Source organism: Herbidospora galbida (genome assembly GCF_005233835.1).
Taxonomy (GTDB): domain Bacteria; phylum Actinomycetota; class Actinomycetes; order Streptosporangiales; family Streptosporangiaceae; genus Herbidospora; species Herbidospora galbida.
The window spans coordinates 52,113-73,010 of record NZ_SZQA01000006.1; the positions used below are offsets into that span (position 1 = coordinate 52,113).

Genomic DNA, 20,898 nt, shown 5'->3' on the forward strand with positions numbered 1-20,898 from the left:
TCCACGTTCCTTCCTGTCTACCCCAAAACCACGGGGAAGTAGATTTGACGTGTGATCGACGTCTCGAGGAGCAAGTTCGAGGAGCTCGTGGCCGAGGCACTCGACCTGATCCCGCCCGATCTGGCCAAAGTCATGGACAACGTCGTGGTCGTCGTCGTGGACGATCCGCCCGAAGCAGGCCTCCTCGGTCTCTATACCGGCATTCCGCTCACGGAGCGGGGTGAGTGGTACTCAGGAGTGCTTCCCGACCGCATCGAGATCTACCGAAATCCCACCTTGGCAATCTGTGAAACCGAGGCTGACGTCGTCGAAGAGGTTCAGATCACGGTCGTCCACGAGATCGCCCATCACTTCGGCATCGACGACGACCGCCTCCACGAACTCGGATGGTAGTCGCGGGGTTGCGATTCGCGAGCGCCATAGGCACTGTAGGTGACATACTGAACACATTCTGTCAGCTACGGCCTGAGCTCAGCGGAGAGAAATGGCGGCCACGAAGCCCGGAAAACTGCCGGGGAGACACCGCCGACCAGCGGAGCGCCAAGCGACATACGGCGAAGTCATCGCGATCAAGGAGTTCCGGGCCCTGTGGCTCGGCCAGGGGTTGTCTCTGCTCGGCGACCAGCTCGCGCAGGTCGCCCTGGCGGTGCTCGTATTCAACCGCACCCAGTCGGCGCTCGCCACGGCGGCCGTCTACGCGCTGACCTATCTGCCGCCGATCCTCGGCGGCCCCCTGCTGGCCGGCCTCGCCGACCGCTACCCACGCCGCCAGGTCATGCTCGTCTGCGACGTCCTGCGGGCCCTGATGGTCGCGATCATGGCGATCCCCGGCACCCCGTTCCCGGTGCTGTGCGTGCTGGTCTTCCTGGTGGTGCTGCTCAGCGCGCCGTTCTCGGCCGCGCGGGCCGCGCTGCTGCCCGAGATCCTCGAAGGCGATCGGTACGTCGCCGGCAGCGCCCTGCAGAACATGACGAACCAGGCCGTCCAGATGCTCGGATTCGCGGCGGGCGGGGCCGTCATCGCGGGGCTGGGCCCCTATAGGGCGCTGGCGCTCGACTGCGCCACGTTCCTGGCCTCGGCGCTCATCATCGTCGCCGGGGTGAGCCGCAGGTCGGCCACGGTGTCCGCAGACGGGGGCAAACCGTCGATGTGGACGATGACCGCCGCGGGCGCCCGCCTGGTCTTCGGCGACCGGCGGCTGCGCACTCTCGTGCTGTTCGCGTGGCTGTGCGGCTTCTACGTGCTGCCCGAGGGGATCGCGGTGCCCTACGCGGCGGAGCTCGACGACGGCGGTCTCCCGGTGCCCGTGATCACGGGCCTGCTCATGGCCGCCATGCCGACCGGCACGGTCCTCGGGGCGTTCCTGTTCAGCAGGTTCGTCAATCCCAGCACCCGTCTCAAGACGATGGGCTGGATGGCCATGCTGACCTGCGCTCCGCTGGTCGTCTGCGCCATGCGCCCGCCGTTGGAGGTCGTGCTGGTGCTGTGGGTCCTGTCCGGCGTGGGAGGCGCATACCAGCTCGCGGCCAACGCCGCTTTCGTCCAGTGCGTGCCCCCCGAACGACGGGGTCAGGCGTTCGGCCTGGTCCAGTCAGGCCTGCTGGCCTCACAGGGTGTCGGCATCCTCATCGGCGGCGCGCTCGCGCAGATCCTCGGCCCGGAGCCCGTCGTGGCGCTGGCCGGGGTGGCCGGGCTGAGCGCCGCGGCCATCCTGGCCATCGCGTGGACGGAATCCCGAACGGAGATCATCGCCAAGGTGCACACCTCGTGATCAGTCGTTCGGCTGCTTCGTCTGGGCGTAGGGGTGGGTGGTGTAGGGGTCGACCGGCGTGGTCGCCGCCTGGTGACCGTTGTGCGACTTGGTCGCCTTGGTCCACCCTTCCTGCGTCTTGGTCTTGACGTCGAGCCAGACCGGGTTGTCCTTGTTCTTCTCGATCAGGTCCTGGACGATCGAGGCGTTCTTCTCCTCGCTCGGGATCAGGAGCCAGGCGACGGCGTAGACGCCGATGCCGAGGCCGCCGAAGAACGACGCGACCGCGAGGACGATCCGCAGGATGTTCGGGTCGACGCCGACGTACTGGCCGACACCGGAGCAGACCCCGGCGACGATCCGGCCGTTGCGAGTCCGGCGAAGCTGCTTGACGTGGCCACTGGGCTGTATCTCGTTCATGTCCATAGCGTGCCCCTTTTGTCGTCTATGGCACATCGGGATTCCCCCTGGCCCTACCCCGACCCCGCCCGGATACGCTGCAATCATGGACCTTCTGAACCTCGACGACCGACTGACCGAAGACCAGCGACTGGTCAGGGACACGGCTCAGGGGTTCGTCAGGGACCACGTGCTCCCCGATGTGGCGACGTGGTTCGAAGAAGGGACCTTCCCGGCCCGCGAACTGGGGCCCGTACTGGGCTCTCTCGGCATGCTGGGCATGCACCTGAGCGGATACGGGTGCGCCGGCCTCGACGCGACCTCCTACGGGGTGGCGTGCCGGGAACTGGAGGCCGGCGACTCGGGGCTGCGGTCGTTCGTGTCGGTCCAGGGGTCGCTGGCGATGTTCCCGATCTGGAAGTACGGGTCCGCCGAGCTGAAAGAGGAGTGGCTTCCCGCGCTGGCCGCCGGGACGGCCATCGGGTGCTTCGGGCTGACCGAGCCCGATCACGGGTCTGACCCGGCCAACATGAAGACCTTCGCCAAGCAGGACCCTTCCGGAGACTGGATCCTGAACGGGTCGAAGATGTGGATCACCAACGGGTCGGTGGCCGACGTGGCCGTGGTGTGGGCCCAGACCGACGGCGGCATCCGCGGGTTCGTGGTGCCGACGTCCTCCCCCGGGTTCTCGGCTCCCCTGATCCACCGGAAGCTGTCGCTCCGGGCCTCGGTGACGTCGTCGCTGTACTTCGACGACGTCCGGGTGCCTGCTTCTTCTGTTCTGGACGTTGTGGGGCTGAAGGGGCCGCTGTCCTGCCTGTCCGAGGCTCGGTTCGGGATCCTCTGGGGGGTTGTCGGGGCTGGGCGGGCCTGCTTCGAGGCGGCGCTCGAGTACGCGAAGACCCGGGTGCAGTTCGGGAAGCCGATCGCCGGGTTCCAGCTCACGCAGGAGAAGCTGGCGTGGATGGCGGTGGCCCTCGGGCAGGCCGGGCTGACCGCGTTGCATCTGGGGGCGCTCAAGGATGCCGGGGTGCTTCGGCCGCAGCAGGTGTCGTTCGGGAAGCTGGCCAACGTACGGGCGGCGCTCGACGTGGCGCGGGAGGCTCGGTCGGTGCTGGGGGCCAATGGGGTGACGCTGGAGTATCCGGTCATCCGGCACATGAACAACCTGGAGTCGGTGCTGACGTACGAGGGGACGCAGGAGATTCACACGCTGGTGCTCGGGGAGGCGCTGACCGGGGTGGCGGCATATCGGTGAGTCGGCCGGTAGGCTGATCACAGGGAACTGCTTCGCTCCGGTGAGACGATCGCTGTACCCTGCTGACGAGGGGTGCTAGCTCAACGGCAGAGCTCCGGACTTTTAATCCGTAGGTTCAGGGTTCGAATCCCTGGCGCCCCACCCATCTGACCTGCGACTTTACCTATTTTAGTAGTCGCCGGATGACGGCGTGAGTCACTGTGGGGCACATGTGAGTCACATTTGCGCCGGGTCTTTGGTGGTTCGGGCCGTTTTGCGGGCGGCGGACATCACCAGCTGGGCGGTCTTCCGGGTGCTGTCGTGATAGAGCTGCGGCAGGACCGGGGTGTAGATGTCGGCGGTCACCACGATGCTGGCGTGCCCGAGCAGGCCCTGAACCACCCGCAGATCGTCCCCGGCGGCCAGGGCCAGCGTGGCCGCGCCGTGCCCAGGTCGTGCAGCCGAATCGGCGGCAGACCACTGGCGACCACCAGCGTGTGAAAACGGTGCGTGAGGAAGTTCGGGTCGACTCCCCTACCCCCGCGGCCGGTGAACATCGGGCTCGCCGACGACCAGGACGGGCCAAGCTCGCACTGCTGGACCCGTTCGTGGTGGCCGAGGATCCGCAGCGTCTCGCTGCTCCAGAGCGATGTTGCGCACGCTGGTCTCGCTCTTGGGCCGGCACGCCCTCAAGCCCGCCGGGGTGCGCACCACCTGCCGAGTGATGGCCAGTTCGCGGCGCTCAATATCGAGATCCACCCATCGCAGCCCCGCCGCCTCGCCGCGCCGAAGACCACGCAGCGCGATCAGCCACCACAAGGCGAACAGCGAGTCGTTCCGGACGAACGCCAGGAACTGCGCCAGTTGCTCGGGCGTCCACACCGCGACGGAGGGCCGTTCGCCGGTGCACTTCCACAGCGCCACCTGCCGCGTAGTCCACACGACCGGGTGGACGTGCCGTGGTGTCGGCAGGCGCGGCCCGCGAGCCGGGTTGTCGGCGATCAGGTCTTCCTGGACCGCCTCGTTCAGCGCGGCTCGCAACGTCGCGCGGATCCGCTGCAGCGTGGCCGCGGCGATCGGGGTACCGTACCGGGTCCGACGCCGGGAGATCATGACGAACATCCGGACGAGGTGCCGGCGCGTCAGCCGATTCAGCGGAATAGGGCCGAGATGCGGGGACAGGAACAGCCGGACATGGTCTTGGTACGCTTTCACTGTCGGCGGTCGCAGCCGCTGCTCCACGATGGACAACCAATACGTGAGCCACCGCCCGACCGTGCACTGGGCACTCACCGGAGCAACCAGACCTGACGCGATCAGATCACTTGCCGCCTGCCGAGCTGCAGCTTCGTCCGAGAAGCCTCCCTGGCGGACCCTGCGCCGGCACCCGGACACATCCATCACCTGGACCGCGAAATACCAGCTCCCGTGGCCTGGTTCGGCCAGCCGCCCACAGCGCCCACCCAGCCGCTTGCCCGTCGTCTTGTCAGCGCAGCTACACCGCTTGTACGCCACGCAATGATCCTCATTGCGCATCACAATCGCCCCATCAGTACGACGGACGAACTGGGCAAGCGCAGCACCTGCGGCCGTCAAAGAATCGATAGATTCCCCAAGACCAGCGAGATACCCCGCAAGGTGGAACCGAGACGCGAACCGGGCGTGGGTGCCCCAAACCGCACGTCACCTCCGGCGCAGGCCAGGACTTCAGAGCCTCCATCAGACCCGGACCGCTTCACGACGATTAACGAGCCCGTCTTGACTCGTCAATCACTCGCAGAATAGGCATATGTCCATAGCGGTCAGGAGGGTTCCTGCGCGGTGATACTGGTAGAGCTCGGATCGCCCTCACGTAAGGCATGTCAATCATCTGCCAGACGTAAGAGGCGTAGGAAACCGTGATCAGGCCCGGTCATGCTCACGAACATGGTAATCGTCAAGCGATTGGCCGGCGGGGCCGCGGCCGGGAGTCTCGTCTGCATCGTGGTCCTGCTGGTCGCCCTCGCCCCGTTCTGGCTTCCGCTTCCGCTGCCCACACTGTTCTTGACGGTCGCCCTCGCGGTCCCCGCCGGGGTGATCGTGGCCGGGCTTCTTCTCCGTGCGTTCCAGGTGCGGCCCGCGTGGCCGGCGGCCCTGCTGGGATGCGCCCTGTCCCTGGCTGGGATCTATCTGGTCCGCCAGTCCGAGTATGCGTCGAACCTGCTGGTGGCGGCGGTCGTGGTCGCGGCCTACGGGGTGGCGGCGGCGGTGACCACACCCGGCCTGTGGGGGAGGGCGACGTGGCGGCGCTCGGAGACGGGGGTGCCGTTTTTGGCTCCTGACGTGGAGGGGTATCGGCTCGCGGTGATGGAGGTGGGACCTGGGGTGGTGCGATACCGGCTGCTTCCGTCCACCGGCTTCGCACCCGAGGCGATGATCGAGGTGACAATCCGTCCCGTCAGCTTCGGCGGCTTGGAAGGCCGAATCGTGGAACGCCTGGACGCGACAGTGGCGATCACGGCCGGCCCGGACGTCCCCGAAACGGTGGTGGAAGTGGTGGCCTCGACGCTCGCCCATCGACCACACCTCTTCTCATGAGCGGACTGCTTTCGGGCCCCGTGGTAACGGCGGAAATCCAATGCTCCCGCTCGGCACGGCTCCCTTCTGTTCGCATCACCTTCGCTGAGCCTGTGGGGTGCGAAAACCCGGAGATGGCCTCTGACCTGTGATTATCTCTACTTCGTCTATGCGGCCCGCCGGTACTGGTTGATCAGGCCGTCGAGTACCTGTCGGCGTTGCAGGCGTACCTGATCGAGATCGGTGGGTGTAGCCCGGTCATGTGGTGGTTGAGGTGGCCGATGGTCTCGTGAGCGATGGGGACGGTGCTGGTTGTAGTGCCGTTGGTATCTCTGCAGGACTCGGCGGAGATGGCCTTCGTCGTAGATCAGCAGTTGGTCGGTGCATTCCCTTCGAACGGTGCCGACCCAACGCTCGGCTATCGCGTTGGCCCGCGGGGCGCGCACCGGCGTCTTGATGACGCGGGCGCCGAGTGAGGTGAACACCTCGTCGAAGACCGCCGTGAACTTGGCGTCGCGCACCCGGCGTCGCTTCGCTCCGGGTCGCTCTCGCTCCTGGCGAAGGGCTCCGCCCCTCGCGCTCCCTGAACGGGCCTCGCTTCGCTCGGGAACTGCTCGCTTCGCCTCGGACCCGTTAGTGCTGTGATCGGTTCTTCGCGTTAAGGCGACGGGTTTTCTGCGGAGGCGAGGTGCGTTGACCGACCAACTGGCATTCGCCATATTGGCACAATGTTCGCATTACGCCCCCTCGCGGGAGCTCTCCTCACGTCCGTTCTTCTGACCGGCTACGCTGCCGGTCCGGCTGCCGCCTCTGTGCGGGAGTCCGCTGCGGTCTCCCAGGCCGCGCTCGCGGCGCGGCCGGGCAACGGCAAGGTCCTCTATGACCGCATCAGCGGCGGGGAGGGCATTCTGAAGATCAAGAATGGCACCGGCAAGGACGGGGTCGTCACCCTTGTCCGGGGCAAGACCAAGGCGTTCAGCCTCTACGTCCGCGCGAAATCTACTGCGAGTTTCAAAAGGGTCGACGACGGCACTTACACCGTCTACTTCACCACCGGGTACAGGTTCAACAGCTCGAAGCGCAAGTTCACCAAGAGTGCCGTCTACCAGCGCTTCAACGACCGGCTGAAGTTCAACACGACCGCGACCCAGTCGACCATCTGGACGCTCACCCTCAACCCCGTCAAGGGTGGCAACGCCCGCACGAGCGGCGTCAACCCGAAGGACTTCCCGGCGTGATCCAGGGGTGAGCCGTCGCCCATGATCGGCGCTTAACCAGGCGCCGCTCGACCTGTGATCGCCCGGCTCGCTCCGAAACCTGGCCTGCAGTGCGGAACCCCCTCCGCATCTGCACCCGCCTGGCCGAGACGCCTCGGAACGGTGACCACCATCCTGGCGTCCGAGCGGACAAGCCTGCGGCCATGAGGGCCAGAAGAGATATCGGCGCTCGGCTGAGCCGTCACTCAGCCGATGCGATCTCCATCGGTGCAGTTGGGGGCGTTTACCAGCGAAAATCCCCCCGCGCATACTCCGCTCATTCGATCACCGTCCGGTCATCCACGTGCTCACATCAGGTTGGAGGAGGGATCGACGGGCAGACGGACGGTTACCAGCCGCAACGGCAGAGGAGCCGGTAGTGAGCGAGTATCCGAGATCCGGCACGACGGGCCATGAGTCAGGCTTAGGGGAACGTACCAAGGGAGCGGTCGCCGACACCGCGTCCGAGGCGAAGGAGCAGGTTCGCAACGTCGGCGGCGAGGTGCGTGCCCAGACCGGCCAGGCGGTCGGTCAGCTGCGCGGGCGCATCCGGGAGCAGGCCGAGGCGCAGAGCAGGCGGGCGGCGCAGGGTGTTCGTACCTGGGCCGACGATCTGACCACGATGACCGACAGCGGCAAGCCGGACAGCCCGGTGTACGGCGTGCTGCAGCAGGTCGCGGGCACGGGGCACAAGGCGGCCGACTACCTGGAGAACCGGGGGATCGGCGGCGCCGCCTCCGATGTGCAGAGCTTCGCGCGTCGGCGGCCCGGGCTGTTTCTGGTCGGGGCGCTCGCGGCGGGGTTCGTGGCCGCGCGGATCGCCAAGGCCGGAGCGGGGGACTCCCCGCAGGTCGCCGACGACACCCCTGCCGACGTGCACGGGTATCGGTTCCGTCCGGCGGAGACGGTCACCACGTATCCGGAGCCGCCGGTCAGGCCGGCCTCCGACGAGCCTTACCGGTCCACCGGGTATACGACCGGTGAACCGCGATGACCGTTCCGCGCCGGGAGGACCGATCTCTCGGCGAGTTGGTCGGGGAGCTCGGGGGTGACCTGTCGAAGCTGTTCCGCCAAGAGGTGGAGCTGGCCAAGACGGAGATCCGCGAAGAGGCCTCGAAGGCCGGCAAGGCCGCCGGGATGTTCGGCGGCGCCGGGTTCGCCGGGTGGATGACCGCCCTGTTCCTGAGCCTCGCCCTGGTGTGGGCGCTGGACAGCGTCATCGACGCCGGGTGGGCGGCGTTCATCGTCGCCGTGCTGTGGGGGGTGGCGGCCGCCGCGATGTTCGTCGTCGGCCGGAACAAGATGCGCGAGGTCAATCCCGTGCCCGAGCAGACCGTACAGACCCTCAAGGAGGACGCTCGATGGGCGCGAGATCTGAAGAACTGAAGGCCGAGATCGAGGAGACCCGCGCCGAACTGAGCGAGGACGTCGACCGGCTCACCGAGAAGACCAGCCCCCGGCAGATCATCAGGCGACGTGCCGAGGGTATCCGCGACAGAACCCGCGATCTTACGGAGCGCGTCATGGGAAGCACTGACAAGGTCGGCACCGTCAAGGCCGCGCCCGACGCGGCCATGCGCACGGTGCGGGGCAACCCGATGGCCGCAGGGCTGATCGCGTTCGGCGCGGGCGCCCTGGCCGCCGCGCTCATCCCGCAGACCATCGCCGAGCGCCGCGCCGCCCGTCAGGTCGGCGAGTACGTCGAGCCGATGGTCGACTCGCTCAAGGAGTCGGCGCAGACGCTCGGCCAGGAGGCCAAGTCGACGGCGCAGGACGCCGTCCAGCACGTCAAGGACTCGGCGGCCGACGCGGCGCAGTCCACCAGGGAGCACGCTCAGGATCAGGCCTCCCGGGTAGGCGACCGGCACTAGAGGTGACCCAGGCCAGGCGGCGACCGTGAACCCGTTCCGCCCGGCTCGGCCCCGTCTCCACTGAGCGGCGGGGAGAGCGCGGAGCTGATTCACGGCACACACCCCGCGCCAGGAGCCGGTCAATGGAAACGCGTGGCCATCCGGCTCCATGGGGTGGTTCAGACAGGAAAATCAACGTAGTGTCGTAATACGAAGTCCGTCGGCCTGATCTCCAGACGGAAATATTCGCGCCGTCCAGACCCAGCGGCTTGTCCATCAAGCGCGCAAAGGAAATCCATGGACGCCACGACAATTCTTCTCATTGACAACGGTAGAGCTTTACGAAGCTCCCGGTCTCAGGGCCGCCACTGCGCCCAACCCTTCGACGTCGCTCTCGGCAGGGCCATAGCGGCATTCACGCGGCTGAACTCTCAAAGGAGCAGATCATGAGCAGCACACGCGCGGAAGTCACCCGCACCCGCCTACAGCAGGCCTCCCTCGCGGTCGGCATAGTCTTCCTGATCGTCGGCGTCCTCGGCTTCATCCCGGGGATCACCACCCAGTACAGCTCCATGGAGGCGGCCGGCCACGAGTCCGGGGCCCTGCTGCTCGGCATCTTCCAGGTGTCGGTGCTGCACAACATCGTCCACCTGATCTTCGGCGTGGCCGGCATCGCGATGGCGCGGGCCTGGGACACCGCCCGCTACTTCCTCATCGGCGGCGGCGTCATCTACCTCATCCTGTGGGTGTACGGCCTCCTCGTCGGCCACGAGAGCACCGCCAACTTCGTGCCTCTCAACACCGCCGACAACTGGCTGCACTTCTTCCTGGGCGTCGTCATGATCGCGCTGGGCGTCCTGCTGTCTCGCCACCCGAACCGGGCGCGGGCGTGAAAGGGCTGGCAGCTGCGGCGGCGGGGGTCGGCGTCGCGCTCATCGCGCGCCGGATTCTGAGTTCCGCGAAAGGGCCCGCTTCCAGCAAGTGGTTCACGCTCACCATCGCGTGTGATCCCGAGATGCTGACCGGGCCCGACAGACCGGCGGCGCTCGTCCGGCTCGCCGGAAAGCATCTGATCCGGGTCTCCCCCGCCCCCGGCGGGCGGGGCGCGGAGGTCGCCATGAGAGCGGCCGGCAACGCGTCCACAGAGCGGCTGCGTCAGCTGAAAAGGATCATCGAGACCGGCGGGGACCGACAGGGGCCTGCCCTTGCGTCAGGCGATTCACGCCTGTCGTAAGGGCGGCACGGTCAGGACGTTTGCCGTCCCCCGCCCGGGAAGAGATCAACCCGAAGCAGCCCGCATCCGTCGCCGGTCACAGGGGTTCCACCGGCCGCGGGTGCGGGCTTTTCGCGTCCACAATCGAATACGCCTCATTTTGCAGGTTATTAAGATTACCCGGAGCTATTTGACCCTTCGGGGCGTAAGCTCATTCTAGAAATGCGGCGAGCGGAGTGGCTCCGCGCCGCTCTTCCCGCCGTCCGGTCCCTGCGGCTTGATATCCGGAGCATGCGAAGGACGGGACATGGACATCAGGGCGCTTCTCCTCGACTACAACGACGACACCATGCGCATCACGCCGCTGACCACCGTGCCGGGTGTGCGGGTGGACGGCGAGCTCGACTACCGGAGCATGGTCGCGGTGATGGCGGCGCTGGCCGCCGTCCGGCGCGACGACGGACCTCCCTGCCTCGATCTGGGCGGGCTCAGTTTCATCGACGTGGAGAGCCTGCGCACCCTCGACGTCGCGCAGAAGAACAACCTCGTGCGGGTCGTCTCGGTGTCGAGGTGGCTGCACCGGCTCCTCCTTCGCACCGGCTGGCCCACGCTCGGCCCCTACGCCGTCGACATCGGTGTGCGGTCATACGACGACGTCCCCGAGACGGTCACCCAGCGGGTCTCCTCGCCGCGGTGATGAGGTCGGTCATTCCGCTCCGGTTGTCGATCAGTTCCCTGGCGACCGACGACAGCGTCCTGTTGTGGTCTCGGGCGTACTTGCGGAGGGCGGCGAAGGCCTCGCCGACCTCGATCTGGGCCCGTTCGGCGAGCATGCCCTTGGCCTGTTCGAGAAGCACCCGGCTGTTGAGCGCGAAGTGGAGCTGCTCGGTGACCATCTGGTGTTCGCGCAGCGTGCGTTCGTTCAGGATGCCGATCGTGGCCACGTCGGCCAGCGCCTGCGCCACCGTGACGGTGTCCTGTGACAGCCCGCCGGGAGCGGCGTTGAACAGGCCGATCGCGCCGAGCACCTGATCACGCAGCCGCAGTGGGAAGGCGTGCACGGCCGAGAAGCCGAGCTCGCGCGCCGCGGCCGCGAACATGGGCCACTTCGGCGGGGCGGCCGACAGGTCGGCGCAGGTCACCAGGGTGCCGCTGCGATAGCAGTCGAGGCAGGCGCCCTCCTCTTCCTGCAACTGGAAGAGTTCGAGCAACCGCACCTCCTCGCTGGAGGCCGCGACCAAGGTGAGGGTTCCCCGCGGATCGGCCAGGACGATTCCGGCGGCGTCCACATCGAAGATCTCGACGGCGCGTTCGGCCAGCGACTGCAGGAAGTCGATGACGTCGAATCCGGCCACCAGGGTGTCGGCCAGTTCGACGAAAACCTGTGCCGTTCTTCGGTAGAGCATCTCTGTCACCTGCCTCAGTCCTCACTCTCTCGATTGTCGCTCCACGGTTCCAGCCGCAGTGTCCGCGCCACCACGTCGTGCGCCACCTCACGAAGGCTGCGGCCCGCGACGTAGGCGTGGGCGCGGAGCCGGACGAAGGCGGTGGTCAGATCGGCGTCGATCTGGGCGGCGACCATGCCGGTCGCCTGGTGTACCTCGGCCCACCGTTCCACCCGCCCCAGTTCCAGCGCGGTCGGCCCGCCGCCGGGGTTGACGAGCTGATGGGTCTGGATGAGCAGCGCGGCGTCGGCGAAGACCAGCGCGTCGCCGATCTCGTCGGGGGTCAGCAGCCGGGGCTGGGCATGGCCGATCTCCAGCACGCCGACCGTGATCGCGCCGAGCAGCAGCGGGAAGACGTGCACCGACCGGATGCCGGCCTTGACGGCCGCCGGGGCGAACACGGGCCATCGCGCGGCGGTCTCGGTCGCGTCCAGATCGGGGACCAGCACCGTGCGCCGGTCGGCCAGTGCGGCCAGGCCGGGGCCCTCGCCGAAGGTGACCTGGAGATCGGCGAACAGCTGGGCGGCGGGACCCGTCGCGGAGACGGGGTCGTAGGCCGCCAGGTCTCCGGTGAGGGCGATCGTCACCGCGGTGGCGCCGAAGGCGTCGGCGCACGCGTGGCAGATGGTGTCGATGGAGATCGGCTGACCGTCAGCGCGGGCATGGGCGAAGACCAGTCCCCACACTCTCGACGTCCGCTGCTGTTCCATCAGCCTCCGCTGCCTGCCGTGCCGCTGATCTCGACGAAGCGCCGCCCTCGGACAGGTCGCGTGGATGAACGCAGCCTAGTCAGATCACGGCTGATTCTCCCGGCCACGCGTCGCGAGCGGCGGGCCCTGAAAGGAGCGCTCATCGTACGCCCGCCTCTCCTGGAGCCAGCCGAGCCGTTCGGCCAGCCGCCGGGCGGTGCCGACGACGTCGGCGACGTGGGGCGAGAGGTTCGCCTCGTGCCACAGCAGTGACCACGAATAGTGGGTGACGGGCTCGGTCAGGGGCCGCCAGCTGGTGCCCGGCCGGTTGGAGGTGCGGAAGGAGGAGGGCACGCAGTAGAGGCAGCGGCGCTGGAGGACGAGGTCGGCGGCGGCGCGCGAGCTCTCGACGGTGCCCTCGTAGATGGTGGGCGTGAACCCGGCCGATTGGCACAGCGCGACCACGAACTGGTTGAGCTCCGGGGTCTGCGTCTCCTCACCGATCAGCAGGAGCTCCCCGGCGAGGGCGGCGACGGGCACGGCGTCGAGGCCGGCGAAGCGGTGATCGTCGGGTACCAGCACGCCGAGCGGATCGAGCCTGACGAGCTCGGACCGCACCCCGGGCGGGGTGTGGGAGGTGTGCCCGATGGCGATGTCGAGGCGGCCGTCGGCCAGTTGCCGGTATTGCTCGGGGGTGCCCGCCTCGACCTGGTGGATCGTGATGCCGGGATGGCCATGCTGGAGTTCGCGCAGGATCTGCGGCATGGAGTCGTAGCCGGCGTCGATGATGCCGGCCCGCAGCGTGGGGGCGGGGGCGACGGCCCCGCGCGCGGCCTGCCCGGCCCGGCCCACGTGATCGAGGATCTGCCGCGCCTCCACGAGGAAGGCGTCGCCCGCCGGGGTCAGGCCGACGTGGTGCGTGGTGCGATCGAGCAGCCGTACGCCCAGCTCGCGCTCCAGCCTCTGGATCTGCTGGCTCAGCGCGGACTGGACGATGTGCTCGCGGGCGGCCGCCCGGCCGAAATGCAGCTCTTCGGCCAGCGTCACGAAGTAGCGCAGCTGCCGTAGCTCCATAACGGCACTACTTCCCGCCCGGGCTGTACTCATGCGGTTCAACCTGCGCGGCGGCGCTGGAGGCGGTCGCGTTCGGGCCAGTGCACGTTGCTCACCCAGCCGAACCGCTCGAACAGGCGGATCAGGCCGGCGGACGGGTCGATCTGGAGGCGGTCGACGCCGTGCCGGGCGCAGGCGGGCTCACTGTGGTGGCCGTTGTGCCAGCTTTCGCCGAAGGACAGCAGGGCCAGCGGCCACAGGTTGGTCGAGCGGTCGTGGCGGCGGGTCTTGAACGGCCTCTCGCCGATCACGTGGCACAGGGAGTTGACGCTCCAGGTGACGTGCTGCAGCAGCGCGACCCGGATCAGACCGGCCCACAGGAAGGCCGTGAGGCCGCCGTACAGGGAGCCGGTGATCGCCCATCCGGCCGCGAAGGGCAGCGCCAGGGACAGCGCGCACAGCGCGGGAAAGGCGCGGGCGACCCGGTTCATGGCCGGATCGGCCGCCAGGTCGGGGGCGTAGCGCTCGACCGGGGTGGTGTCCTTGTCGAACAGCCAGCCGAGGTGAGCGTGGGCGAGCCCGCGGAGCTGGCCGCGAAGGTCGGTGCCGTAGCGGTAGGGAGAGTGCGGGTCGCCGGGGCGGTCGGTGAAGGCGTGATGGCGGCGGTGCACCGCCACCCAGTCGATCACGTTCCCCTGGAAGCCCATCGATCCGGCGACCGCCAGCGCCACGCGCAGCCAGGGCTTGGCGGTGAAGGAGCCGTGGGTGAGCAGGCGGTGGAAGCCGACCGTCACGCCGAGCCCGGTGAACACGTAGAGGCCCGCGGCGAGCGCCAGATCGGTGAGCGAGATCCCCCGTCCCCAGGCCAGGAAGATCGCCACGGCGAGGGCGGCGAACGGCACGATCACGATCGCGCCCGTCAGGCCTATCTGGAGCCGCCCGGCCGGAACGTGCTCTTCCGCGCCGGGGAAGGGTGAGGTGCCGTCATAGTCCTGACGGCGTTCGGCCGCCAGGTTGTCGATGCTCATGTGTCAACTTCCGTCTCGTCTATACCGTCCGGCGGTGCACGAAGCACCACCGCCATGTCGAACCTGGTTCCAGGTCGCCGGCCACCGGATGGTCGGTCTCCTGGTAGTGGGCGCGGGCGTGACCGCCCTGCGCGTCGTCGGAGCAGGCCACCCACCCGCAGGTCAGGCACACGAGCAGGCGCCCCCACGGCCGGCCCAGGGCCAGGCATTCCTCACATATGGGTGGCTCGGGCTGCGCGGCCGGCAGCCCGTCGACGTGCGCGCAGCGCGGGATCTGACCGTTCAGGCCGACGCGATCGGTCACGTGCGTCTTGTGCGCGTCCAGGGTCACGACGACCCCCTCACGGTGACAGCGACGCGAGCTGCGCCGACTGGTCACTCACCAGTCAAGGCGCCCGGCCTCCCGAGGGAAACAGGCGATCTGAGCTGGGCTCATCACCTGTGGAGATGACGGGTTCGGGCGAATGTACGCGTTAGGGGACAGACGGTGACGACCCCTTGATCGACCTGCGGGAATAACCGAGACGATCATCCAGGACCCTGCCGTGCCGAGAGAGGCGATCACCCCGTCATGACCGTCACGTTGCCGTGGGTGCTGCGGTCGCTGGCCGAGGCCGGGCGGTGGTTGTCGACGCCGTTGTCGCCCGAGGACTACCTGAGCCTGCTGGATCCGCTCTGGCCGGCCGGCGAGCTGCGGGGCCGGGTCGAGGAGCTCCATCCGGAGACGGCCGACGCGACCACCCTGGTGATCCGCCCCGGGCGCGGCTGGCGGGCGCACCGCCCGGGTCAGTGGGCCCGGATCGGGGTCGACGTCGAGGGGCGGCGCCACTGGCGGACCTACTCGCTGTCGTCGCCCCCGCACCGGCCGGACGGCCGCATCACGATCACGGTGAAGGCGGCCCCGGACGGGTTCGTCTCCCGGCACCTCGTGAGGAGCCTCACCCCCGGGACGATCGTCCGGCTGGCCGGACCGGACGGCGCGTTCGTGCTCCCCGAGCCCGTGCCGCCGCGTCTGCTGTTCCTGACCGCCGGCAGCGGCATCACCCCGGTGATGGCCATGCTGTCCGGCGGGATCGCGGCCGACGTGGTGCTGATCCACTCGGCGCCCACACCGCAGGAGGTCATCTTCGGTGACCGGCTGCGGCGGCTGGCCGCGCGGTCGCCGTACCTGCGGCTGTACGAACGGCACACGCGGAGCGCGGGCCGGCTGAGACCGGCGGACCTGGCCGTGCTCTGCCCCGATTGGACGCAGCGCGCCGTCTGGGCCTGCGGCCCGCCCCAAATGCTCGACGACCTCGCGGCCGAGTGGCCCGGCCCGGCGGAGCGGCTGCGCACGGAACGGTTCACCGAGGACCTCCACCCGGCCGGCGGCACGGCGGGAGGCCGCGTGCGCTTCGCCACCACCGGCCGGGAGACCGACGCCGACGGCGCGACGCCCCTGCTGACGGCCGGGGAGGACGCGGGAGTCCTGATGCCCAGCGGCTGCCGCATGGGCGTCTGCCACACCTGCGTGGCCCCGCTGCGCTCCGGCCGGGTACGCGACCTGCGCTCCGGGCTGGTCCACGGCGAAGCGGGCGACCTGATCCAGACCTGTGTGTCGGCCGCCGCCGGCCCCGTCGAACTGGAGCTCTGAGAGGAACCCGCATGACCAGCACCGCACATCTCGCCCCAGGCGACATCGAGGAGTTCGGCCGCGAGCTGGACAAGATCCGGGAGGAGGTACTGGCCGACCTCGGCGACCGGGACGCCCGCTACATCCGCGACGTCATCGCCGTCCAGCGCAAGCTGGAGCTGGGCGGCCGGGTGCTGCTGCTGGCCTCCTGGCTGCCGCCCGCCTGGATCGCCGGGACGGCGGCGCTGGCCACCGCGAAGATCCTGGAGAACATGGAGATCGGGCACAACGTCCTGCACGGCCAGTGGGACTGGATGCGCGACCCGAAGATCCACTCCACCACCTGGGAATGGGACATCGTCTGCCCGGCCGAGATGTGGAAGCACTCGCACAACTTCGTCCACCACACCTGGACGAACGTGCTCGGCAAGGACCGGGACATCGGCTACTCGGCGATGCGGATCACCCCCGAGCAGGAGTGGCATCCGGTCTACCTCGCCCAGCCCTTCTACAACGTGCTGCTCGCGCTGTTCTTCGAGTACGGCATCGCGGTCTACGACCTCGAACTCGAACGCGTCCCGTCCGGGGAGAAGACCCCGGCCGACGTCCTGGCCCAGCTGGGCGTGCTCGCCCGCAAGGTGCGACGCCAGATCGTCAAGGACTACGTCGCCTTCCCGCTGCTGGCCGGACCGGCCTTCCTGCCCGCCCTGCTGGCCAACCTGACCGCGAACCTGACCCGCAACGTGTGGGCGCACGCGATCATCTTCTGCGGCCACTTCCCGGCCGGCGCCGAGTTCTTCACCGAAGACCGCCTCGACGGCGAGACGCGCGGCGAGTGGTACGTCCGCCAGCTGCTCGGCTCCTGCAACATCGACGGCGGCCCTCTGTTCCACGTCATGAGCGGCAACCTGGGGCACCAGATCGAGCACCATCTGTTCCCCGACCTGCCCAGCAACCGCTACGCCGAGATCGCCCCCCGGGTCCGGGCCCTGTGCGACCGGTACGGCCTGGCGTACACCTCGGCGTCCCTGACCCGTCAGGTGGGCTCGGTGTGGAAGCGCGTCCTGCGGCTGGCACTGCCCTAGCGGGGTGGGCTCATGGCCTCGATCAGGACGTCCAGCGGCACCCGGGCGAACCCGACCCGGGTGTCGCTCGCTCCGTAGGGCAGCCAGACGGCGCCGGCGTGCAGCAGTCCCCCGCAGGAGTACACGACGTTGGGGACGTAGCCCTCGCGCTCGGTCGCGTCGGCGGTGAGGAGCGGGCCGGGCAGTTCGGCGAGCACGCGGTGCGGCTCGTGGAGGTCGAGCAGCAGGGCCCCGACGGCGTAGTCGCGCATGGGGCCGACGCCGTGGGTCAGCACGAGCCAGCCGGACTCCGTCTCGATGGGTGATCCGCAGTTGCCGACCTGGACCAGCTCCCAGCCACGGCGGGGACGGTGGAGCGGGACCGGCGCCCCCCACGTGTGGTCGGGGCCGAGCGTGGACAGGCCGATGGTCTCGCCGTCGGAGCGGCACAGCGCCAGTTCCCGCCCTCCCACCGGCCGGGGGAACAGCGCCATGCCCTTGTTGGCCGAGGCCGGGCCGCGCATCGGGGTGATCTCGAAACGGCGCAGGTCATCGCTGGCGATCAGGTGCGAGTGGATGTGCCGCCCGTCGTAGGCGGTGTAGGTGGCCCGGTACGACGGCCGGCCCGCCTCGTCGACCACCTGGACGAAGCGCGCGTCCTCCATGCCGTTGCTCTCGGCGGCGGTCGCCGGCCAGAGCACCCGCCGGTGCAGAGGGAGGTCGTCGGAGAAGGTCACCGCGTAGTCGGAGCTGGTCGCCCGGCGCAGCTCCTCCAGGGTCCGCCCCGTCGTGGTGCGGGTGAGCAGGTCGGCGGGCAGCCGGGCGATCGCCCGCTCGAAGTCGTCGTCGGTGAAGCGGTCGGGCAGGGACTCCAGCATGGCGGCCGAGACCTCGTTGTCTCTGGCGTCGTCGGAGAGCCCGCCGGCGAGCAGGTCGCGCCGATGCCGCGTCGGGCTCCGGTGCCCGGCCGACAGCGGGCCGCCCCGGTCGGTGAGGACCAGCTCGGACCCAGGGCCGAGCACGGCCGTGGCGAAGCCGATGGACGACAGGTGCCCCTCGCCGATCTGCCGCAGGCTGATCGCCACCCGGAGCCGGCCCGGGTCGAGGCCGGTCTGGTCGGGGTGGGGCACCATCGACGGGTTGCACAGCGCGGCGCCCTCCACGGCGTACTCGTGGCTGAAGTAGGCGCCCACCAGGAGGCGGGCGGGCGGCGACAGCTCGGCGTGCCGGGGGATCCGATGGCGGACCAGGTCGTGGTGGTGGGCGAAGATCGCCTCCAGGTCGTGGTGGCGGCCGCCGAACCGGAGCAGGGTGTCGCGGAGCAGGGCCTTGGCCGTGGCCTCGTCGAGGCGCATGATCCGCGAGATGAGCGCGGCGGCCCGCGTCCGGGTGATCGCGGCGTCCTCGCCCGGCACGAAGAGCTTGACGATCACCCTGCCCGGGTCGGGGGCGATGGCCGGAGCGAGCCGGGTGGCCAGGTCGCCGCCGGTCACGGCAGCGCCCGGGCGTGCTGCATGGTCGAGATCAGGGCGAGGGTGGACTCCGCGCCCTGGTTGAGGTTGGGGCCGTGCTCGGTCAGGCCGTCGTAGCCGCCGCCGGTGGCCGGGTCCCACATCGGGGCGCTGGCGTCGTTGGCGCCCTGGAACCAGTCGGCGGCCCGGCGCACCTCGTCCAGCCAGGCGGGGTCGCCGGTCGCGAGAGCGGCCGTGGCGCAGGCGTCGGTCAGCGCGGCCACCTCGATCGGCTGCTGGTCGTAGCGGTCGCGCGGTTCGTCCCGGCGCCACCCCGCGGTGGCCACGACCGAGAACCGGTCGAGTCTCGTCTGGACGTCGCACAGCCAGGTCAGCAACCGGATGCCTCTGTCGAGCAGGGGCCGGTCGCCGCTGAGTTCGCCGGCCGCGACGAGCACCTCGGCGAGCGCGGCGTTGGCGTACGTCAGGGACGGCTCCGGCCACGGCCAGAAGGGATCCTCGGCGGACGGGCCGACGGAGTCGGCGGCGTGGGTCAGCAGGGCGGCGGCCACGGCGCTGTCCGGGGCGGCCCGCAGGACCTCCGCCGCGCCGAGTCCCGCGAAGGCCATGGCACGAGGGTGCGAAGAGCGTTGCCCGGCCCCCGCCACGAAGGCGGCCAGGGCCTCCTCCCGGATCCACGGAGAGGCGTGGCGGGCGGCGGCGGTGCCCAGGCCCCACATGGCCCGGCCCCACCAGTCGCCGAGCCCCGGCGGGTCGCGCCAGCGCCGGTCGAACCCGAGCCGGTTGTGGAAGGCGCCGTAGCGATCCTGGGCGTGGGTGAGGAAGGTCAGATAGCACTCCGACAGCCGGATCAGCCGGGGGGACGGGGTCGGTTCCCGGCTGACGACGACCAGGCCCCGGGCGACGTCGTCGGTGCAGTAGCCGTGCTGGCGGCGGGCGACGGCGTGCCGCGCGTGCTCGAACAGGCCCGTGTCGTCGCTCAGCCGGATCAGGTGCCGGAAATCCGGGGTGAAGGAGGTCATGGCGACATCGCGGCCGATCGCTCGGCCAGCAGCGAACCGGCGAGGCCGGCGTACCGGGCGGCGACGGCGGGCCACAGCAGGGTCGGGGCGAGGGCGGGCGTCCGCCCGGCGAGCTCGGCGGCCAGCCCGGGTTCGGTGAGGACCCGGCGTACGGCGGCGGCGAGCGCGGCCGGGTCGCGGTGCGGAACCAGCAACCCCGGACCACCCGTGAGCAGCTCCACGGCGTGCGGGAACGCGGTGGCCACTACGGGCACCCCTGCGGCGACGGCCTCGATCAGCACCCCCGAGGTGACCTGTTCGGCCGAGTCGTAGGGCAGCACGACGACGTCGGCCGAGCGCAGGAGCCGGCTCAGCGCGTCCTGGTCGCGGTAGACGGGGTCGTGCCGGACGGAGGCGGACACGCCGAGGAGGTCGGCGATCTCGTACAGGCCGTCGCGGTAGGACTCGCCCTCGGCCTCCAGCACCTTGGGGTGGGTCCGGCCGGCGATCGTGTAGATCGGCGAGACGTCGTCGAGGAGCGCCAGCGCGCGCAGGGCCCACTCGATGCCCTTGCCGGGACCCAGCAGCCCCCAGGTCAGCAGGTGCGGCCGGGCCAGCCGCCGGGCGGGCACCCGCTTGTGGTCGGCGGTGCCGTGCGGGATGAGATGGACCTTGTCCGGGTCGACGCGATAGCCCGACAGCAACCGGGACCGGGCGGTGCCGGTCATCGTCACGACCGCGCCGGCGGCGGCCACGATCTCCTCTAGCAGAAGCTTCTGCCGGTACGTCGGCATGGTCAGAACCGTGTGCAGGACCACCACGCTGGGGACCGCCAGCGACCGCAGCAGCGGCAGGACGTCCTGGCCGTCAGGTCCCGGGTAGATGCCGTATTCGTGCTGGACGACGGCCACGTCGAAGTCGTCGAGGGCGGTGGCCGCCGCGCTCCACCCGTCGGGCGCGTCGGCGGTCCAGGTGTGCACGACCCCGGGCCGGGGCCGGGCGTCGTCGCCGTCGGCGGTGACCCTGACTATCCCGCCGCCGAGATGGGCGGCCAGCGCGGAGTTGAAGGTCGCCAGCCCGCAGCGGGTGGGCGGATGGGTGCTGAGAAAGCCATATGTGCAGGCCAACTGTCATGCCTTCCAGTAGCGCCCACACCAGAATGGATGCCGTGCGGGCTCGCTCGATGAAGAGGGCTGTACGTTGCCTGGGCGATGAGTTCGCGAGCCTGCCACCGGGGGCCCGCCCTCGTGCGGGGGCCCGGTCGCCGCGATCG

At 69.6% G+C, this 20,898-nt stretch carries 25 protein-coding genes and 1 tRNA gene; 14 read left to right on the top strand and 12 right to left on the bottom strand.

The window, feature by feature from the left end; translation table 11 throughout:
• Positions 1–51: 51 nt before the first annotated feature.
• Both FDA94_RS08835 and FDA94_RS08840 read left to right on the top strand, forming a co-directional pair.
• Positions 52–393 carry a metallopeptidase family protein gene (locus tag FDA94_RS08835; protein ID WP_030455058.1) on the top strand — a complete coding sequence of 114 codons (342 nt, stop codon included), beginning with the start codon at positions 52–54 and terminating at the stop codon, positions 391–393.
• A 91-nt stretch (positions 394–484) separates the two neighbouring features.
• Positions 485–1,771 carry an MFS transporter gene (locus FDA94_RS08840; RefSeq protein WP_137246548.1) on the top strand — a complete coding sequence of 429 codons (1,287 nt, stop codon included), beginning with the start codon at positions 485–487 and terminating at the stop codon, positions 1,769–1,771.
• Here FDA94_RS08840 and FDA94_RS08845 read toward each other — a convergent pair whose 3' ends face one another.
• Complete coding sequence (locus FDA94_RS08845) at positions 1,772–2,170, bottom strand: PspC domain-containing protein (RefSeq protein WP_246059670.1); 399 nt, start codon at positions 2,168–2,170, stop codon at positions 1,772–1,774. It abuts the gene before it with no gap.
• A gap of 85 nt (positions 2,171–2,255) precedes the next feature.
• Here FDA94_RS08845 and FDA94_RS08850 point away from each other — a divergent pair, with 85 nt between their 5' ends.
• Positions 2,256–3,407, top strand: coding sequence for an acyl-CoA dehydrogenase family protein (locus FDA94_RS08850; RefSeq protein ID WP_137246550.1), 1,152 nt, complete (start codon positions 2,256–2,258; stop codon positions 3,405–3,407).
• A gap of 69 nt (positions 3,408–3,476) precedes the next feature.
• Positions 3,477–3,548 (top strand) — tRNA-Lys (locus tag FDA94_RS08855).
• Between the two features lie 75 nt (positions 3,549–3,623).
• Here the strand turns inward: FDA94_RS08855 and FDA94_RS39045 are convergent.
• Complete coding sequence (locus FDA94_RS39045) at positions 3,624–3,788, bottom strand: hypothetical protein (RefSeq protein WP_170990846.1); 165 nt, start codon at positions 3,786–3,788, stop codon at positions 3,624–3,626.
• A 132-nt stretch (positions 3,789–3,920) separates the two neighbouring features.
• Positions 3,921–4,901: a site-specific integrase gene (locus FDA94_RS08860; RefSeq protein WP_170990847.1), complete on the bottom strand. Its 981-nt coding sequence runs from the start codon at positions 4,899–4,901 to the stop codon at positions 3,921–3,923.
• A 468-nt stretch (positions 4,902–5,369) separates the two neighbouring features.
• Between FDA94_RS08860 and FDA94_RS08865 the strand changes: the two genes are divergently transcribed.
• A complete protein-coding gene (locus tag FDA94_RS08865) occupies positions 5,370–5,963 on the top strand; it encodes a hypothetical protein (RefSeq protein WP_137246552.1) in 594 nt (197 codons plus the stop codon).
• A gap of 146 nt (positions 5,964–6,109) precedes the next feature.
• Here the strand turns inward: FDA94_RS08865 and FDA94_RS39050 are convergent, their stop codons facing one another.
• Positions 6,110–6,463 carry an integrase core domain-containing protein gene (locus tag FDA94_RS39050; RefSeq protein WP_170990848.1) on the bottom strand — a complete coding sequence of 118 codons (354 nt, stop codon included), beginning with the start codon at positions 6,461–6,463 and terminating at the stop codon, positions 6,110–6,112.
• Between the two features lie 291 nt (positions 6,464–6,754).
• Here FDA94_RS39050 and FDA94_RS08875 point away from each other — a divergent pair, with 291 nt between their 5' ends.
• The 7 genes from FDA94_RS08875 to FDA94_RS08905 all read left to right on the top strand — a co-directional run bounded on the left by FDA94_RS08875 (position 6,755) and on the right by FDA94_RS08905 (position 10,958).
• Entirely contained in the window at positions 6,755–7,180 is a 426-nt protein-coding gene (locus tag FDA94_RS08875) for a hypothetical protein (protein WP_137246554.1), read from the top strand.
• Between the two features lie 397 nt (positions 7,181–7,577).
• On the top strand, positions 7,578–8,192 hold the full coding sequence (locus FDA94_RS08880) for a hypothetical protein (protein ID WP_137246555.1): 615 nt from the start codon (positions 7,578–7,580) through the stop codon (positions 8,190–8,192).
• Positions 8,189–8,584, top strand: a complete 396-nt coding sequence (locus tag FDA94_RS08885) for a phage holin family protein (protein WP_137246556.1) — start codon at positions 8,189–8,191, stop codon at positions 8,582–8,584. The genes FDA94_RS08880 and FDA94_RS08885 overlap by 4 nt, the downstream gene beginning before the upstream one ends.
• A complete protein-coding gene (locus tag FDA94_RS08890) occupies positions 8,560–9,069 on the top strand; it encodes a DUF3618 domain-containing protein (RefSeq protein ID WP_137246557.1) in 510 nt (169 codons plus the stop codon). The genes FDA94_RS08885 and FDA94_RS08890 overlap by 25 nt, the downstream gene beginning before the upstream one ends.
• A gap of 425 nt (positions 9,070–9,494) precedes the next feature.
• On the top strand, positions 9,495–9,941 hold the full coding sequence (locus FDA94_RS08895) for a DUF4383 domain-containing protein (protein WP_137246558.1): 447 nt from the start codon (positions 9,495–9,497) through the stop codon (positions 9,939–9,941).
• A complete protein-coding gene (locus tag FDA94_RS08900) occupies positions 9,938–10,282 on the top strand; it encodes a hypothetical protein (RefSeq protein WP_137246559.1) in 345 nt (114 codons plus the stop codon). Before FDA94_RS08895 ends, FDA94_RS08900 begins: the two co-directional genes overlap by 4 nt.
• 286 nt (positions 10,283–10,568) lie before the next feature.
• Positions 10,569–10,958, top strand: coding sequence for a hypothetical protein (locus FDA94_RS08905; protein WP_137246560.1), 390 nt, complete (start codon positions 10,569–10,571; stop codon positions 10,956–10,958).
• On the opposite strand, the gene FDA94_RS08910 is transcribed toward FDA94_RS08905, so the two are convergent.
• The 5 genes from FDA94_RS08910 to FDA94_RS08930 all read right to left on the bottom strand — a co-directional run bounded on the left by FDA94_RS08910 (position 10,930) and on the right by FDA94_RS08930 (position 14,807).
• On the bottom strand, positions 10,930–11,667 hold the full coding sequence (locus tag FDA94_RS08910) for a GAF and ANTAR domain-containing protein (RefSeq protein ID WP_137246561.1): 738 nt from the start codon (positions 11,665–11,667) through the stop codon (positions 10,930–10,932). The two genes, FDA94_RS08905 and FDA94_RS08910, sit on opposite strands and share 29 nt — an antisense overlap.
• A 14-nt stretch (positions 11,668–11,681) precedes the next feature.
• Complete coding sequence (locus FDA94_RS08915; protein WP_137246562.1) at positions 11,682–12,416, bottom strand: GAF and ANTAR domain-containing protein; 735 nt, start codon at positions 12,414–12,416, stop codon at positions 11,682–11,684.
• 84 nt (positions 12,417–12,500) lie between these two features.
• Positions 12,501–13,469 (bottom strand): LysR family transcriptional regulator, encoded by a 969-nt coding sequence (locus FDA94_RS08920; protein WP_212735239.1) that lies wholly within the window; start codon positions 13,467–13,469, stop codon positions 12,501–12,503.
• A 38-nt stretch (positions 13,470–13,507) separates the two neighbouring features.
• Complete coding sequence (locus FDA94_RS08925) at positions 13,508–14,476, bottom strand: acyl-CoA desaturase (protein ID WP_137246564.1); 969 nt, start codon at positions 14,474–14,476, stop codon at positions 13,508–13,510.
• A gap of 19 nt (positions 14,477–14,495) precedes the next feature.
• A complete protein-coding gene (locus FDA94_RS08930; RefSeq protein WP_246059673.1) occupies positions 14,496–14,807 on the bottom strand; it encodes a UBP-type zinc finger domain-containing protein in 312 nt (103 codons plus the stop codon).
• Positions 14,808–15,047: 240 nt separating this feature from the next.
• On the opposite strand from FDA94_RS08930, the gene FDA94_RS08935 reads away from it, so the two are divergent.
• Positions 15,048–16,109 (top strand): ferredoxin reductase, encoded by a 1,062-nt coding sequence (locus FDA94_RS08935; protein WP_137246565.1) that lies wholly within the window; start codon positions 15,048–15,050, stop codon positions 16,107–16,109.
• Between the two features lie 11 nt (positions 16,110–16,120).
• A complete protein-coding gene (locus tag FDA94_RS08940; RefSeq protein ID WP_137246566.1) occupies positions 16,121–17,173 on the top strand; it encodes a fatty acid desaturase family protein in 1,053 nt (350 codons plus the stop codon).
• On the opposite strand, the gene FDA94_RS08945 is transcribed toward FDA94_RS08940, so the two are convergent.
• Genes FDA94_RS08945 through FDA94_RS41025 form a run of 3 tightly spaced genes read right to left on the bottom strand, consistent with a single transcriptional unit; the run spans position 17,170 to position 20,752 of the window.
• Positions 17,170–18,645 (bottom strand): glycoside hydrolase family 130 protein, encoded by a 1,476-nt coding sequence (locus FDA94_RS08945; protein ID WP_137246567.1) that lies wholly within the window; start codon positions 18,643–18,645, stop codon positions 17,170–17,172. The two genes, FDA94_RS08940 and FDA94_RS08945, sit on opposite strands and share 4 nt — an antisense overlap.
• Positions 18,642–19,646 (bottom strand): glycosyltransferase, encoded by a 1,005-nt coding sequence (locus FDA94_RS08950; protein ID WP_137246568.1) that lies wholly within the window; start codon positions 19,644–19,646, stop codon positions 18,642–18,644. Before FDA94_RS08950 ends, FDA94_RS08945 begins: the two co-directional genes overlap by 4 nt.
• Positions 19,643–20,752: a glycosyltransferase gene (locus FDA94_RS41025; RefSeq protein WP_137246569.1), complete on the bottom strand. Its 1,110-nt coding sequence runs from the start codon at positions 20,750–20,752 to the stop codon at positions 19,643–19,645. Before FDA94_RS41025 ends, FDA94_RS08950 begins: the two co-directional genes overlap by 4 nt.
• Positions 20,753–20,898 lie beyond the last annotated feature (146 nt).

What these genes read in the sequence shown, in the direction of transcription:
- FDA94_RS08840 (WP_137246548.1), top strand. Translation starts at nt 485, where the DNA reads ATGGCGGCCACGAAGCCCGGAAAACTGCCGGGGAGACACCGCCGACCA.
- FDA94_RS08845 (WP_246059670.1), bottom strand. Translation starts at nt 2,170, where the DNA reads ATGAACGAGATACAGCCCAGTGGCCACGTCAAGCAGCTTCGCCGGACT.
- FDA94_RS08850 (WP_137246550.1), top strand. Translation starts at nt 2,256, where the DNA reads ATGGACCTTCTGAACCTCGACGACCGACTGACCGAAGACCAGCGACTG.
- FDA94_RS08885 (WP_137246556.1), top strand. Translation starts at nt 8,189, where the DNA reads ATGACCGTTCCGCGCCGGGAGGACCGATCTCTCGGCGAGTTGGTCGGG.
- FDA94_RS08890 (WP_137246557.1), top strand. Translation starts at nt 8,560, where the DNA reads ATGGGCGCGAGATCTGAAGAACTGAAGGCCGAGATCGAGGAGACCCGC.
- FDA94_RS08895 (WP_137246558.1), top strand. Translation starts at nt 9,495, where the DNA reads ATGAGCAGCACACGCGCGGAAGTCACCCGCACCCGCCTACAGCAGGCC.
- FDA94_RS08905 (WP_137246560.1), top strand. Translation starts at nt 10,569, where the DNA reads ATGGACATCAGGGCGCTTCTCCTCGACTACAACGACGACACCATGCGC.
- FDA94_RS08910 (WP_137246561.1), bottom strand. Translation starts at nt 11,667, where the DNA reads ATGCTCTACCGAAGAACGGCACAGGTTTTCGTCGAACTGGCCGACACC.
- FDA94_RS08915 (WP_137246562.1), bottom strand. Translation starts at nt 12,416, where the DNA reads ATGGAACAGCAGCGGACGTCGAGAGTGTGGGGACTGGTCTTCGCCCAT.
- FDA94_RS08920 (WP_212735239.1), bottom strand. Translation starts at nt 13,469, where the DNA reads ATGGAGCTACGGCAGCTGCGCTACTTCGTGACGCTGGCCGAAGAGCTG.
- FDA94_RS08925 (WP_137246564.1), bottom strand. Translation starts at nt 14,476, where the DNA reads ATGAGCATCGACAACCTGGCGGCCGAACGCCGTCAGGACTATGACGGC.
- FDA94_RS08935 (WP_137246565.1), top strand. Translation starts at nt 15,048, where the DNA reads ATGACCGTCACGTTGCCGTGGGTGCTGCGGTCGCTGGCCGAGGCCGGG.
- FDA94_RS08940 (WP_137246566.1), top strand. Translation starts at nt 16,121, where the DNA reads ATGACCAGCACCGCACATCTCGCCCCAGGCGACATCGAGGAGTTCGGC.
- FDA94_RS08950 (WP_137246568.1), bottom strand. Translation starts at nt 19,646, where the DNA reads ATGACCTCCTTCACCCCGGATTTCCGGCACCTGATCCGGCTGAGCGAC.